This is a genomic window from Streptomyces sp. MBT53 (assembly GCF_016654115.1).
In the GTDB taxonomy this organism is placed as follows: Bacteria; Actinomycetota; Actinomycetes; order Streptomycetales; family Streptomycetaceae; genus Streptomyces.
The window spans coordinates 28,973-43,432 of record NZ_JAEQAZ010000037.1 but is presented as its reverse complement, the minus strand read 5'-3'; the positions used below and the strand labels follow the sequence as shown (position 1 = coordinate 43,432).

Genomic DNA, 14,460 nt, shown 5'->3' with positions numbered 1-14,460 from the left:
CCCCTATCCTGCCTTCTCGTCCCCGAACAGCGCGAGGGCGGTGTTCACCAGCCCGATGTGGCTGAACGCCTGCGGGAAGTTGCCCAGTTGACGGCCGGCCACCGGGTCGTACTCCTCCGCGAGCAGCCCCACGTCGTTCGCGAGCCCCACCAGACGCTCGAAGAGCACCCGGGCCTCCTTCGTACGGCCCGTCAGGTGCAGCGCGTCCACGAGCCAGAACGAGCACGCCAGGAAGGCGCCCTCGTCACCAGGCAGTCCGTCCACAGGAGTGTCGGCGGCGGTGTCGTAGCGGCGTACGAAACCGTCGTGGCCGAGCGCCGCGCGGACCGCGTCGACCGTGCCGACGACCCGGGGATCGTCGGGCGGCAGGAAACCGAAGCGGGGGATGAGCAGCAGGGCCGCGTCCAGCTCCTGCGACCCGTAGTACTGCGTGAACGTGTTGCGCACCGGGTCGAAGCCCTTCTCGCACACGTCCTTGTGCACCGCGTCCCGCAGCTCGCGCCAGCCCGACAGGTCCCCCGGGAGGTCGGCGTACTCCTCCAGAGTGCGTACGGCCCGGTCGGCCGCCACCCACACCATGACCTTGGAGTGCACGAAGTGCCGCCGCCCGCCGCGCACCTCCCACAGGCCCTCGTCGGGCTGCTGCCACTGCGCGCGCAGCCACTCCAGGAGGACGCTCTGCAGCGACCACATGTGCGGCTTGGGCGACAGACCGGCGCGCCGGGCCAGCCACAGGGAGTCCATCACCTCCCCGTAGACGTCGAGTTGGAGCTGGTTGACGGCGCCGTTGCCGATCCGTACGGGCGCCGAGCCGCCGAAGCCGGTCAGGTGCGGCAGTTCGAACTCGGGCAGCCGCCGCTCGCCCGCCACGCCGTACATGATCTGCAGGTCCGCCGGATCGCCCGCGACCGCGCGCAGCAGCCAGTCGCGCCAGGCCTCGGCCTCCTTGTGGTAGCCCGCGGCCACGAGGGCGCCGAGGGTGAGACTGGAGTCGCGCAGCCAGCAGTAGCGGTAGTCCCAGTTGCGTACGCCGCCCATCTCCTCGGGCAGCGAGCTGGTGGCCGCGGCCACGATGCCACCGGTCGGCCGGTAGGTGAGGGCCTTGAGGGTGATCAGGGAGCGCACGACCGCGTCCCTGTAGGGGCCGTCGTAGCGGCAGCGGGCCGCCCAGCGCTCCCAGTCCGCGACGCTGTGCCGCAGCGACTTGTACGGGTCGACGAGCGGCGGACGCGGCTCGTGCGAGGGATGCCAGGTGAGGACGAAGGCGACCTTCTGCCCGGCCTCCACGGTGAACTCCGAGAGGGTGCTGAAGTCCTCGCCCCAGGTGCGCACCTCGGGCTCGCTGCGCAGCCACACCGAGTCGGGGCCCGCGACGGCCACCCGGTGCCCGTCGGACCTGCGCACCCACGGCACGACCGCTCCGTAGTCGAAGCGCAGGCGGAGCGTGCTGCGGACGGTGACCCTGCCGCTCAGGCCCTCCACGACGCGTACGACGTCGGGGGCGCGGTGGCGCTGGGGCATCAGGTCGGTGACGCGCACCGTCCCCTCGGCGGTCTCCCACTCCGTGTCCAGGACCAGGGTGTCGGGACGGTAGGCGCGGCGGGTGCAGCGGTCGGCGCCCTTCGGAGCGATGCGCCAGTGGCCGTTGTTCTCGTCGCCGAGCAGTCGGGCGAAGCAGGCCGCCGAGTCGAAGCGCGGCAGACACAGCCAGTCGACCGAGCCGTCCATGCCGACCAGAGCCGCGGTCTGTTCGTCGCCGATGAGGGCGTAGTCCTCGATACGTGGGTGCACGGGGTGCGGGTTCCCTGCCTGTTGATGAGGCAATCAAGGTTCGGGGCCGGGCGGGTGAAGCGAGGGAGGGATCACACCGTCGCGGGCTCGGCCTCCGCCGGCTCCTCGGCCTTCGCCGCCGCCTCCCGGCGGTCGCGGGCCTCGCGCCGCGCCAGGACGACGTAGCCGACCGGGACGGCCGCGGCGAACAGCCACCACTGGATCATGTACGCGTAGTTCAGCGGGGCGTCTTCCTTGCCCGGGTCGGAGATCTGCTCCGGGGTGCCGCCCTTCGCCTCGGGCGCCGTCTGCTCGACATAGCCGCCGAGCACCTGGGCGCCGAGCCGCTTCGCCTGCTCCTCACTGTTGATCAACATGATCTGGCGGTCGGGCAGGCCCTTGATGTCCTTGATGCCGCTGGCCGCGGTCGTCTCGTCGGCCATCAGACGCCCGGTGATCGTGGTCCTGCCGCTCGGCGGCGCGGGGATCTTCGGGAAGGCGGTCTGCGCGCCGGTCGCCGGGATCCATCCACGGTTGATCAACACCACCTTGCCGTCCGTCAACACGAACGGGGTGAGTACATGGAAGCCGACCTCGTCGTCGTCATTGGTGCGGCGCCGGACGACGACTTCCTTGGAGGTCTCGAAGGTGCCCGTCGCGGTGACGGTGCGGTACTTCTCCGTACGGGTGACCGCGTGCCCGGGGGTGCTGATCTGCTCCACGGGGACCGGCTTGGCGTGCAGCGCGTTCGCGACCAACTGGTTGCGGGCGCTGCGCATCTCGTAGCGGTGCATCTGCCAGATGCCCAGCCTGATCATCGTGGGGATCAGGAGGAGGGTGATCAACGCGAGGATCACCCACTGCCGGGACATCAGGAAGCGGTACACCCCACGACCGTACAACTCGGTCGCGGGGCGCATTCAGGGGGGTCTGTCCTCGGACCGTCCTCAGACCTTGTCGATGATCCCCACCTTCCCCTCCGCCCGCGCACAGTGGCCGCCGCAGAACCAGTGGCCCTCGACCTCCACGCCCTGGCCGATGATCTGCACCCGGCAGTGCTCGCAGATCGGGGCCATGCGGTGGATCGCGCACGAGAAGCAGTCGAAGACGTGCACCGCGCCCTGCGCGTGCACCTCGAAGCTCATGCCGTAGTCATTGCCGCACACTTCACATCTCGCCATGCGCCACAGGGTGGGCCGTCCGCCCGGCACGGGCGAGCGGACGCGGGGCGAGTCGCGCCCCAATCACCCGTCCGTACGGCTCCCCGTGGCGCGCTCAGTCCGCCTGCTCGACGTCCCGGAGCAGCTGTCCGAACGCCGCCTCGTCCACCACCGGTGTGCCGAACTGGCGGGCCTTGACCACCTTCGAGGTGCCCGAGTCCGGGTCGTTCGTGACGAGCAGGCTGGTCAGCCGGGACAGGCTCGTGGCGACATGCAGCCCGGCCTCCACCGCGCGGTCCTCCAGCAGCTCGCGCTCGATCGACGTGTCCCCGGAGAACGCGATCCGCATCCCCTGCTTGAGCGGCTTGCCGTCCTCGAACCGCCCCGGGTTCGGGTAGGGGCACGCGGGCCGCTTGCGCGCGGGACGCCAACTGCCCGCCCCGTAGCCGCTGTAGCCGCCCGCCTGCTGCCCGATCCGGGGCGCGGGCCGGTCGGCGGTCCACTCGGTCAGTGGCCGGCACTCGTGCAGCGGCAGCCTCACGCCGCTGCTCGCCGCCGCCCGCAGGCTCGGCCGGAACGCCTCGGCGAGCACGCGCGCGTCGTCCAGCGCGTGGTGCGCGCGCTGCTGCACGACACCGAAGTGCGCCGCCAGGGACTCCAGCTTGTGGTTGGGCAGCGGCAGGGCCAGCTCCTTGGAGAGCGCGATGGTGCACAGCCGCTGACGGACCGGCGGCTCGATCTGCACGCGCGCGTACTCCCGCGCGATCATCTGCCAGTCGAAGACCGCGTTGTGAGCGACCAGCACCCGGCCCTCCAGGCGGGTCGCGAACTCCTCGGCGATGTCCTTGAAGAGGGGCGCGCCCTCCAGTACGTCACTCGTCAGACCGTGGATCCACACGGGGCCGGGATCGCGCTCCGGGTTGACCATCGTGTACCAGTGGTCCTCGACCTCGCCGAGCGCGTCCAGGCGGTAGACGGCCGCGGAGATTATCCGGTCGTCCCGGGCCAGACCGGTGGTCTCCACGTCAACTACCGCATACCCCTGGGGATACGCGGCCGGCCACGGAGCGGCTGCGGACACTGCGGGCGAGTGGTCTTCGAGCATGGTCACTGAGGATACGGGCCGTCACTGACAGCCCTGTCCCTCAGGTGCCTTGTCCCGCCCGCCCGTTCGGGTCCGCCGAACGCACGCGCGCGTGCCTATGGACCTTTTGCCCGCCCGGTGCAAGCGTGCTGCCCGCCTGACGGATGACGGCCTACGAAGGGCGGTACGGCGTATGGCACGCGTACGGTACGGCGCACGGACCGAGGCGGAGATCGCCGCCGCACGCACGGCGAGCGCGAAGCTCCCCGACATCTGGTCCACCGGTGTGGTGGCCGTCTGGGAGAGCGACCCGGACGCGGTCGCGGCGGTCCTGCCGCCGCCCCTCAAGCCCACCGGGCGGCCCCTGGTCCGGGTGAACATCAGCAAGGTCGAACTGACCGGATACCCCCTGGGCGCGGGCTCGTTCGCGGTCGCCGCCGCGCACGACGGCGTCGAGGGCTGGTACCCGCTGGTCATGCCGATGACCCACGAACGGGCCCTCACCGGCGGCCGTGAGGTCTTCGGCGAACCCAAGAAGCTCGGCGAGGTCACCGTCGAACGCGTGGGCCTCGTCGTGCACGCGTCCCTGGCCCGGCACGGCATCGCCTTCGTCGAGGTCCGCGGCGCGGTCAGCGAGGAACTGCCCCTCCCCGGGCCGACCCAGAAGACCGACTTCTACTTCAAGTTCCTTCCCGCGGTGGACGGTTCGGGCTTCGACGCCGACCCGGTGCTCGTGCACTGCGTGCGCAACGAGAAGGTCCGCCGCCTCGAACGCGTCACCGGGGACGTCGTCCTGCGCGAGTCCATGTACGACCCGGTCGCCGACCTCCCCGTACGCACCCTCGTCGACATCACCATCGGCGAGAAGACCAGCGACCAGCGCGGCAGGGTCGTCGAACGGGTCGACGCGCGGGCCCTGTTGCCGTACATCCACCAGCGCTACGACGACCCGCAACAGGTCCATGACGGGCCTCCCGAGGGGAGCGTCTGATGGAGCTGAGGGAGGGTCAGGTCGCCGTCGTCACCGGGGCCGCGAGCGGGATCGGGCTCGCGATGGCACGGCGGTTCGCCGCCGACGGGCTCAAGGTGGTGCTCGCCGATGTCGAGGAGGGCGCCCTCGACAAGGCCGCCGCCGATCTGCGCGCCGACGGCGCCGACGTGCACGCGCGCGTGGTCGACGTCGGCGTACGCCAACAGGTCCTGGATCTGGCCGAGTCGGCGTACGACACGTACGGCGCCGTCCATGTCCTGTGCAACAACGCGGGCGTCGGGTCGGGCGCCGAGGGCCGCATGTGGGAGCACGAACCGAACGACTGGCAGTGGGCGTTCGCCGTCAACGTGTGGGGCGTCTTCCACGGCATCCAGGCGTTCGTACCGAGGATGATCAAGTCGGGTCAACCCGGTCATGTCGTCAACACGTCCTCCGGGGACGGCGGTATCGCCCCGCTGCCCACCGCCTCCGTGTACGCGGTCACCAAGGCGGCCGTCGTGACGATGACCGAGTCCCTGTACGCCCACTTGAAGGCGGAGCACGCGCGCGTGGGTGCCTCGGTGCTCTTCCCGGGACCGCACATGCTGCGCACGGGCCTGTGGGAGTCGCACCGCAACCGGCCCGACCGGTACGCCAAGGAGCGCCCCCGTAGGACCCCTTACCGCAGCCTCGACCAGTGGGAGACCGCCATGAAGGCGGCGGGCAAGGAGGTCGCCTTCACGCCCGTCGAGGAGGTCGCCGACCTCGTCGTGGACGGCATCCGCGCGGACCGCTTCTGGATCCTCCCCGAGAGCGAGCACAGCGACGCCCAGATCCGGGCCCGGGCGGCGTCGATGCTCGACCGGGCGAACCCGTCGTACCTCGAAAGCTTCATCCTGGACTGAAGGGGCTGTTGTGACCGACCAGGAGCCGTACCTGATCATCTCCTCCGACTGCCACGCCGGACTGCCCACCGAGGAGTACCGGCCCTATCTGGACGCCCGGTTCCACCGGGACTTCGACGGGTTCCTCGCCGGACGCGACCGGCGTCGCGAGGAGATGACCCGGCTCGGCATCCGCAACGAGGCGTTCGCGACCAAGTGGTTCCAGGACAACGAGGAAGGTCTGCGCGGGGGTTGGGACACCGCGCAGCGCCTCAAGGAGCTGGACGGCGACGGGGTGGCCGCCGAGGTGGTCTTCCCGGACGCCGACGCCGTGGACAGCCAGACGGCCGCGCCCTTCGGGGTCGGGCTCGGCCTCTCCGGGGACCAGGACCCCGAGTTGGGCATGGCGGGCGCGCAGGCCCACAACCGCTGGCTCGCCGACTTCGTCTCGGAGAACCCCGAACGGCACTGCGGGGTCGCTCTGTTGCCGGTGACGGCCCCCACGGAGAAGGTCGTCGCGGAGATCCACCGCGCCAAGGAGTCCGGGCTCGGCGCCCTGATGATCCCCTCCATGTGGGTCGACAAGGAGCCCTACCACGACCGCCGTTACGACCCTGTGTGGGCTGCCGCCGCCGAGTGCGCGATGCCCGTACTGACCCACTCCGGGGCGGCTCCCCGCCACGAGTACGGGGACCATCTGGGCATCTACGTCAGCGAGGTGACCTGGTGGCCCGCCCGGCCGCTCTGGTTCCTGCTCTGGTCCGGGGTCTTCGAACGCCACCCGGGGCTCAAGTTCGGTGTCGCGGAGTCGGGTTGCTGGTGGCTGCCGAACCAGCTGTGGTTCATGGACCGCCTCTACCTGGGTGCCCACGGCGGCAAGAAGCTCTCGCCCTTCGCGGAGCTGAAACGGCCGCCGAGCGAGTACCTCGACCGACAGGTCTTCATCTGCGCCACCAACACCAAGCGCCGCGAACTGGCCCAGCGCTACGAGATCGGCGTCGACAACATCCTCTGGGGCAGCGACTTCCCGCATCCCGAGGGCACCTGGCCCGACACGCGCGCGTGGCTGAAGCGCACCTTCCACGACATCCCGGTCGACGAGACCCGCCGCATGCTGGGCCTGGCGGCGGCCGACGCCTTCGGCTTCGACGTGGCGGCCCTGGAGCCCCTGGCCCGCCGGATCGGTCCCACCCCCGCCGAACTCGGCCAGCAGGACGACCAGGAGGCCGTGACGGCGTCGTGGGCGCGCTCCCGCGAGGTCGGGCGGCACTGGCTGACCGACCACGACTTCCCGGTCCTGGGGGTGACGTCATGACCGCCACAGGCCCCTTGAGGCCCGCGAGCGAGGACCGGTACACGGTCATCTCGGCCGACTGCCACGCGGGCGCCGATCTCCTCGACTACCGGCCCTACTTGGAGCAGCGGTACCACGACGAGTTCGACGCGTGGGCGGCCACGTACGTCAACCCCTACGAGGACCTGGTCGCCGACACGGCCGACAGGAACTGGAACTCCGCGCGGCGGATCGCGGAGCTGGAGCAGGACGGGATCGTCGCCGAGGTCGTCTTCCCGAACACCGTCCCGCCGTTCTTCCCGTCCGGCTCCCTCATGGCGCCCGCGCCGACGGCCGAGGAGTTCGAGCGCCGCTGGGCCGGTCTGCGCGCCCACAACCGCTGGCTGGCGGACTTCTGCGTGGCCGCGCCGGGCCGGCGGGCGGGTGTCTTCCAGATCCTCCTGAACGACGTCCAGGAGGCCGTCCAGGAGATCCGGTGGGCGGTCGAAGCCGGCCTCAAGGGCGGCCTGTTGCTCCCCGGCACCCCACCGGGCTCGGGGCTGCCGGAGCTGTACTCGTCGGCGTACGACCCGATCTGGGCCGTGTGCGCGGAACTCGGTGTGCCCGTCAACCACCACGCGGGCTCGGCCGCCCCGCCCCTCGGCGACGAACCGGCCGCCCGCGCGGTGTTCATGGTCGAGACGACCTGGTTCTCGCACCGCGCCCTGTGGCACCTGATCTTCGGCGGTGCCTTCCGCCGCCACCCGGACCTGAAACTGGTGCTGACCGAGCAGGGCTCCGGCTGGATACCCGGGGTGCTCGACATGCTGGACTACTACCACGGGCGCCTGGTCGCGGCGGCGTCGAAGGCGACCACCGCGGAGTCCAGGTTCGGCGCGGGGCTCGCCGCCTCGATGGGCAAGGGTCCGTCGGAGGTCTGGCGAGACAACTGCTTCGTAGGAGCCAGTTTCATGCGCCCCCACGAGGTGCCCCTGCGCGACCGCATCGGCATCGAGAAGATCATGTGGGGCAGCGACTACCCGCACGACGAGGGCACTTATCCGTACTCCAGGGAAGGCCTGCGCTTCGCCTACGCGCGCGTGCCGAGCGACGAGGTCGCCGCCATGCTCGGCGGCAACGCGGCCCGCGTGTACGGCTTCGACCTGGACCTACTGGACCCGATCGCGGCGAAGGTCGGTCCCACGGTGGCCGAGATCGCCGAGCCGCTCGCACAACCACCGGCGGACGCCACGAGCCCGGTGTTCGCGCGGGGGGCGTCGGTACGGGTGTGGTGAGGCCGGGGGTGGAATCCTCCGGGGGTGACTGAAACCAACGGCGGGTCCCACGCCGAGGCGCACGGCGGCAGCCTCGGCTCGCGGCTGAACTGGCTGCGGGCCGCGGTCCTCGGCGCCAACGACGGCATCCTGTCCACCGCCGGTCTCGTCGTCGGCGTGGCCGGCGCCACGGACGACCGCTCGGCGCTGCTGACGGCCGGCCTCGCCGGTCTCCTCGCCGGGTCGATGTCGATGGCGGCGGGGGAGTACGTGTCCGTCTCCACCCAGCGCGACTCGGAGAAGGCCGCACTGGCCCTGGAGAAGCGCGAGTTGAGGGAGCAGCCGGAGGCCGAACTGGAGGAGTTGACCGAACTCCTCCAGGACCGCGGTCTGACCCGTGAGGTGGCCATGGAGGCGGCGGCCCAGCTCACGGAACGCGACGCGCTGCGTGCCCACGCGCGCGTGGAGCTCAACATCGACCCCGACGACCTCACCAACCCCTGGCACGCGGCCTGGGCGAGCTTCCTGTCCTTCACGGCCGGCGCCCTGCTGCCCCTCCTGGCGATCGTCCTGCCCCCGGCCGGCTGGCGCCTCGGCGTCACCGTGGTCTCGTCCCTGGCCGCTCTCGTCTTCACCGGCTGGACCAGCGCACGGCTCGGCGCGGCCGGCCCGAGGACGGCGATGGTGCGGAACGTGGCCGGGGGCGCGCTGGCGATGGCCGTGACGTATGCGGCGGGGACGCTGCTGGGAGCGGCGGGAGCGTGACGTGTTGGCGGAGATCGCCAACAAGCAAGCGCGTACCCCAGGAAATACTTGTGGGTAACAACGTCTAGTCGTGACCGATTCGCGGTCCTACGGTTCACCCATGCCGAACCTGCCCGATGCCGTGCTCTGGTCGATACCCGCCTTCGTGCTGCTCACCGTGATCGAGATGATCAGCGTGCGCGTCCACCCCGACGAGGACGCGGCGGGCTACGAGGCGAAGGACGCCGCCACGAGCGTCGGCATGGGGCTCGGGAGCCTCGTCTTCGACTTCCTCTGGAAGATCCCCATCGTCGCGATCTACACCGCGATCTACGAACTCACGCCCCTGCGCGTGCCCGTGCTGTGGTGGACGGTCCCGCTGATGCTGCTCGGGCAGGACTTCTTCTACTACTGGTCCCACCGCGGCCACCACGTGATCCGCATCCTCTGGGCCTGCCACGTCGTCCACCACTCCAGCCGCAGGTTCAACCTGACGACGGCCCTGCGCCAGCCCTGGACGACCCTCACGGTGTGGCCCTTCTACGTCCCGCTCGTCGCCCTGGGCGTGCATCCCGCCGCGCTGGCGTTCTGCTCCTCGGTGAACCTCGTCTACCAGTTCTGGATCCACACCGAGCGGATCGACAAGATGCCCCGGTGGTTTGAGTTCGTCTTCAACACGCCGTCCCACCACCGGGTCCACCACGCCTCCCAGGGCGGCTATCTGGACCGCAACTTCGGCGGCATCCTCATCGTCTGGGACCGGCTCTTCGGGTCGTTCGTCCCCGAGGTCGATCGGCCCGTCTACGGGTTGACCAAGAACATCAACACGTTCAACCCGATCAAGGTCGCCACCCATGAGTACGTCGCCATCGCCAAGGATCTGAAGGCGGCGACCAGTTGGCGCGAGCGCGCGGGGCGGGTGTTCCGCGGACCCGGCTGGACGCCGGTGGCGGCGGTGGAACAGGCCGAGGAGTCCGTGGTCGCGTGAGAGCGTCCCGGGCGCTCCTGGCCGCCTTCGTCCTCGCCGCAGCCCTCGACCTCGTCTCCCTCTCTGTGGGTTTCCGCGCCGGCCATCTGGTCGCCAAGCCGCTGATCGTGCCGCTGCTCGCCGCGTTCGCCGCCCGCGCGGGCGGCCCCCGGCTCCTGGTCGCCGCCCTGCTGTGCGGCTGGGGCGGCGACGTCCTGCTGCTCTCCGACACCGACCCCGCCTTCATGGCCGGGATGGCCTCCTTCGCCGTCGGCCACGTCTGCTACCTCGTCCTGTTCCGGCGCCACGGTCCGCCACGCGCGCGTGCGGGTCTGCTCGCCGTCGGCTACGCCGTCGCCCTCGTCACCCTGGTCGTCCTGCTGTGGCCCGACCTGCCGACCGGCCTCCGTGTCCCCGTCGCCGGCTACAGCACCCTCCTGACCGCCATGGCGTACACCGCGGCCACCAGGCTCGGCCCCGTCGCCGGGCTCGGCGGGGCGCTCTTCATGCTCTCCGACACCCTCATCGCGACCGGCGTCGCCGACTGGCCGCAACTGCCCAGGCCCGACTTCTGGATCATGCTCACCTACGCGGCGGCACAGTTCCTGCTGGTCCGGGGCGCCCTCGATGCGCGGCCCGCACCGGCGGCGGCGTACCGTGAAGTGCGCTCGACCACCCCCTGAGCGCACCGCACCAGCAGACCAGCGACGAGAAGGACCCTCGCCATGCGCGCCACCACCATCCACGCCCCGTTCGACATGCGCGTGGAGGACGTGCCCGAGCCCATGGTGCAACTGCCCACCGACGCCGTGGTCCGCGTGCTGCGCGCCTGCATCTGCGGCAGCGACCTGTGGGCGTACCGCGGCGAGGCGGCCCGGCAGCCGGGGCAGCGGATCGGACACGAGTTCCTCGGGATCGTCGAGGAGACCGGCTCCGAGGTGAACGGCGTCAGGGCCGGCGACCTCGTGGTCGCGCCCTTCATGTGGTCCGACGGCGTCTGCGCGTACTGCCGCGAGGGCCTCACCACCTCCTGCGTGCACGGCGGCTTCTGGGGCGCCGTGGGCTACGACGGCGGCCAGGGCGAGGCGGTACGCGTCCCCTTCGCCGACGGCACGCTCGTACGGCTCCCCAAGGAGGCGGCCTCCGACGACCACCTGCTGTCCGCGCTGCTGACCCTGTCGGACGTCATGGGCACCGGCCACCACGCGGCCCTCGGCGCGGGCGCGCGCAAGGGTGCCACCGTGGCCGTCGTGGGCGACGGAGCGGTCGGCCTGTGCGCGGTGCTCGCCGCCAAGCGTCTCGGCGCCGAGCGGATCATCGCCCTCGGCCGCCACGAGGCCCGCACGGCCATCGCTCGCGACTTCGGTGCCACCGACGTCGTCGCCGAACGCGGCGAGGCCGCCGTCGAGGCCGTCCGCGAACTCACCCGGGGCCAGGGCGCGCACTCCGTCGTCGAGGCCGTCGGCACCGAGCAGTCCATGAGCACGGCCGTCAACATCACGCGCGACGGCGGCGCCATCGGCTTCGTCGGTGTGCCGCACGGCAGCGGGACCGGCCTCGACCTCGGGGTCATGTTCGACCGGAACATCGCGCTGCGCGGCGGAGTCGCGCCGGTCCGCGCGTACATCCCGGAACTGCTGCCCGACATCCTGGACGGCGCCATCGACCCCTCGCCCGTCTTCGACCTGACGGTCGGCCTGGAGGGCGTACCCGACGGCTACAAGGCGATGGACGAGCGCACGGCCCTGAAGGTTCTGGTCGTCAACAGTTGATCGATGCCGGGTTGATCAATGCCGGTGCCTGTCAATACTGGAGTCGGTCAATGCCAGCGGATCGGCACCGGCAGGGCGGTCAACAGTCCGGAGACCACGACCACCACACCCAGGACGACGACCTCGGCCCGCGCGGGTGAGCAGGCGGCCAACGGATCGGTGGCCCGCCGCAGCCGGTGGCGCGCCCACAGCGCGAGTACGGCGACGGTGGCGACGAGCAGCGCCTTGGCGAGCAGGGTGCGCCCGTACGCCGTCGTCGTCAGCTGGTCCAGGATCGTGCCGGCCGGCATCCGGCGCAGCGAACTCCACACCCCCGTCGCGGTGATCGCGGCGAGCAGCACGGCGGCCACGCGCGCGTAGAGGCCCAACAGCGCGGCCCCCGCTTCAGCCTCCCGCCACTGGCGCAACGTCCGCAGCACGTGCAGCAGCCCGCCGACCCACAGTGCCGCGCACGTCAGATGCACCAGGGTCAGCTCCGAACCGACCAGCGGACTGTGCTCGCCCACCGGGTGCGCGCGCAGCGCCTCCGCGAGGACCACGGCGGCAAGCGGCCACACCTGCGCGGCGGGCCGGCGCGACCGGGCACACAGGGCCGCCACGGCGAACGCGTTGACCTCCAGGAGCGCCAGCTTGCCGTCGCGGGACTGGTAGAGGCCGCCGACGTCGATCTCGGCGAGGCTGTGCGGCACCAGATTGCCCGTGGCCACGACCGACGCGAGCCCCAGCGCGGCGACGAATCCGGCACCGGCCGCGTACAGGGCCCAACTCCCGGGGCCGTTCGGGGGAGCGCCGGGCACGGTGCGCGCCAGCCGGTTCACGAACAACTCGCCCAACGGCACGCACAGCGCGCCGAACAACACCGCCCGCAGCAGCGCGATGCCGCCGACACCGGGCGCGGCGGCCTCCCCGGTGCCGTGCAGCGCGGCGGACGGGCCCAGCATCGGTATCAGCACGGCGAGCAGCACCAGGGCCAGTACGGCGACGGCCCGGCGCGTACCGGGGCGCCGCCCGGGGCCACTGGTGTCGGCCGCTTCGACAGTCGGTCGTATCAAGGTCACCCCAAGATCTTCACCAGCCGTCACAGAACCGGGCAAGTGCAACAAAACAACTGGCGGAACCGGATTCCGCTCATAGTTACGTTTCCGCCCCGCCCCCGGATCAAGCCCAACGAGCCGGGTCCGTGCCCCAACGACCCGGCGGGCGCGCCCAGTTCACGGGCCCGCCGGTGAAGGAGACCGGCGACAGCGCGTGCCGCAGCCGCCCGATACCGCTGTCCGTTTCGACCAGCCAGGCATCCGGCCGGTTGTACGCCGTCCCGCTCTCCTCGTACGCCGGCCCGACTCCTCCGGGTGCCATCAGCCAGGCGGCGGTTCGTGCGAGCGCCAGTCGCAGGACGAGGCCATGACCTTGGTCCGTCTGTTCCGTCAACGCCCGCAGCACCGAGGCGGACAGCAGATACCCGGTCCCGTGGTCGAGGGCCTGGGCGGGCAGCGCGCCGGGCCGCTCCGGCGCCCCCTCGATCGCCGCGATGCCGGTGGCGACCTGCACCAGGCTGTCGAACCCGCGCCGCCCGCCCCACGGCCCGTACGCGCCCCAAGCCGACAACTGCGCCACGATCAGCCCGGGCCGACGGTCGGCCAGCGCCTCGGGAGAGAGGTCGAACCGGTCCAGGGCGCCCGGCCGGTACCCGGTGACGACCACGTCGGCCTGCCCGAGTAGTTCCTCGAAGGTCCGCCGGTCGGCCGCCACACCGAGGTCCAGGCGGGTCGACCGCTTCCCGAATCCGGTGTCCGCGTGCGCGTCGGGATCCTCCGGCAACTGCGGGGCGTCCACGCGCAGTACGTCCGCGCCCAGCAGCGCGAGCGTGCGGGTGGCGACCGGGCCCGCGATCACCCGGGTCAGATCGAGCACCCGCACCCCGGCGGCAGGCAGCAACGGATCACCGTCGAGCGGCGGCAGCGCACGCGCGCGTGCCGCATCGAACCGCTCCCGCTCGACGAGAGGCCGCCCGGCCACCGCGACCCCCTGCGGGTGTACGGCCCACTCCGCCGCCGTCCGCAGCGCGACCGCGAGGCCTCCGGCGCCGTACACGGTCTCCTCCACCTCGGACGCGGACCGCCCGGCGAGCACGTCGGCCACAGCCTCCACGGAGGCGTCTCCCGGCAGCCGCAACGCGCTCAGCAGTCGCGCCCGGTGGTGCGGATAGTTCGCGTGGGTGCGGACCCAGCCGTCGGCCGTCCGCCAGAACCGCGACAGCGGCGCGAAGGAGACCGGCGCCCGTCCGTCGATCAGCAGATGCCGCTCACTGACGAACGCAGTGGCGACGGCCCCGTCGTCCACCAGTACCCCGGGCACCTCCGCGCGTCCGGCCCGCCGCGCCCCCAGCTCGGCGGCGGCCAGCGCGCACGCTCCCACGCAGGCCCGCGCCAACTCCCGTACGGGAAGCCGCGCTTCGAGCGCTCCTCGGCGCGCGACGGTCGAGATACGCGGGACCAGGGCGGGATCGCCACCCAGTGCCGACCACGCCGTGTTGATGTCAGTCATGACTGCACTATGCAGTAT

The 14,460-nt window shown here is 71.6% G+C and carries 14 protein-coding genes; 8 read left to right on the top strand and 6 right to left on the bottom strand.

The window, feature by feature from the left end:
- Positions 1-3: 3 nt before the first annotated feature.
- The 4 genes from JHN45_RS16210 to JHN45_RS16195 form a co-directional block, all read right to left on the bottom strand.
- Positions 4-1,791 (bottom strand): glycoside hydrolase family 15 protein, encoded by a 1,788-nt coding sequence (locus tag JHN45_RS16210; protein WP_200711714.1) that lies wholly within the window; start codon positions 1,789-1,791, stop codon positions 4-6.
- Between the two features lie 71 nt (positions 1,792-1,862).
- A complete protein-coding gene (locus tag JHN45_RS16205) occupies positions 1,863-2,657 on the bottom strand; it encodes an SURF1 family protein (RefSeq protein ID WP_307783116.1) in 795 nt (264 codons plus the stop codon).
- Between the two features lie 60 nt (positions 2,658-2,717).
- On the bottom strand, positions 2,718-2,951 hold the full coding sequence (locus JHN45_RS16200; protein WP_078532401.1) for a hypothetical protein: 234 nt from the start codon (positions 2,949-2,951) through the stop codon (positions 2,718-2,720).
- A 94-nt stretch (positions 2,952-3,045) separates the two neighbouring features.
- Positions 3,046-4,035: a DEDDh family exonuclease gene (locus tag JHN45_RS16195; protein ID WP_201049495.1), complete on the bottom strand. Its 990-nt coding sequence runs from the start codon at positions 4,033-4,035 to the stop codon at positions 3,046-3,048.
- 172 nt (positions 4,036-4,207) lie between these two features.
- Between JHN45_RS16195 and JHN45_RS16190 the strand changes: the two genes are divergently transcribed.
- The 8 genes from JHN45_RS16190 to JHN45_RS16155 all read left to right on the top strand — a co-directional run bounded on the left by JHN45_RS16190 (position 4,208) and on the right by JHN45_RS16155 (position 11,898).
- Positions 4,208-5,005 (top strand): acetoacetate decarboxylase family protein, encoded by a 798-nt coding sequence (locus tag JHN45_RS16190; RefSeq protein WP_200711711.1) that lies wholly within the window; start codon positions 4,208-4,210, stop codon positions 5,003-5,005.
- Positions 5,005-5,889: an SDR family NAD(P)-dependent oxidoreductase gene (locus tag JHN45_RS16185; RefSeq protein WP_200711710.1), complete on the top strand. Its 885-nt coding sequence runs from the start codon at positions 5,005-5,007 to the stop codon at positions 5,887-5,889. Before JHN45_RS16190 ends, JHN45_RS16185 begins: the two co-directional genes overlap by 1 nt.
- Positions 5,890-5,899: 10 nt before the next feature.
- Entirely contained in the window at positions 5,900-7,183 is a 1,284-nt protein-coding gene (locus JHN45_RS16180) for an amidohydrolase family protein (protein WP_201049494.1), read from the top strand.
- Positions 7,180-8,436 (top strand): amidohydrolase family protein, encoded by a 1,257-nt coding sequence (locus tag JHN45_RS16175; protein WP_201049493.1) that lies wholly within the window; start codon positions 7,180-7,182, stop codon positions 8,434-8,436. Before JHN45_RS16180 ends, JHN45_RS16175 begins: the two co-directional genes overlap by 4 nt.
- Positions 8,437-8,460: 24 nt before the next feature.
- Positions 8,461-9,180 (top strand): VIT family protein, encoded by a 720-nt coding sequence (locus JHN45_RS16170; RefSeq protein WP_200711707.1) that lies wholly within the window; start codon positions 8,461-8,463, stop codon positions 9,178-9,180.
- 100 nt (positions 9,181-9,280) lie between these two features.
- On the top strand, positions 9,281-10,147 hold the full coding sequence (locus JHN45_RS16165; RefSeq protein WP_201049492.1) for a sterol desaturase family protein: 867 nt from the start codon (positions 9,281-9,283) through the stop codon (positions 10,145-10,147).
- A complete protein-coding gene (locus JHN45_RS16160) occupies positions 10,144-10,809 on the top strand; it encodes a lysoplasmalogenase (RefSeq protein WP_201049491.1) in 666 nt (221 codons plus the stop codon). Before JHN45_RS16165 ends, JHN45_RS16160 begins: the two co-directional genes overlap by 4 nt.
- A gap of 42 nt (positions 10,810-10,851) precedes the next feature.
- Positions 10,852-11,898 carry a zinc-dependent alcohol dehydrogenase family protein gene (locus JHN45_RS16155; RefSeq protein ID WP_200711704.1) on the top strand — a complete coding sequence of 349 codons (1,047 nt, stop codon included), beginning with the start codon at positions 10,852-10,854 and terminating at the stop codon, positions 11,896-11,898.
- Between the two features lie 47 nt (positions 11,899-11,945).
- Here the strand turns inward: JHN45_RS16155 and JHN45_RS16150 are convergent, their stop codons facing one another.
- The gene (locus tag JHN45_RS16150; RefSeq protein ID WP_201049490.1) at positions 11,946-12,956 is read right to left on the bottom strand and encodes a CopD family protein; all 1,011 of its coding nucleotides are present in this window, start codon (positions 12,954-12,956) and stop codon (positions 11,946-11,948) included.
- 100 nt (positions 12,957-13,056) lie between these two features.
- Positions 13,057-14,442 carry a CoA transferase gene (locus JHN45_RS16145; protein ID WP_200711702.1) on the bottom strand — a complete coding sequence of 462 codons (1,386 nt, stop codon included), beginning with the start codon at positions 14,440-14,442 and terminating at the stop codon, positions 13,057-13,059.
- Between the last annotated feature and the right edge of the window lie 18 nt (positions 14,443-14,460).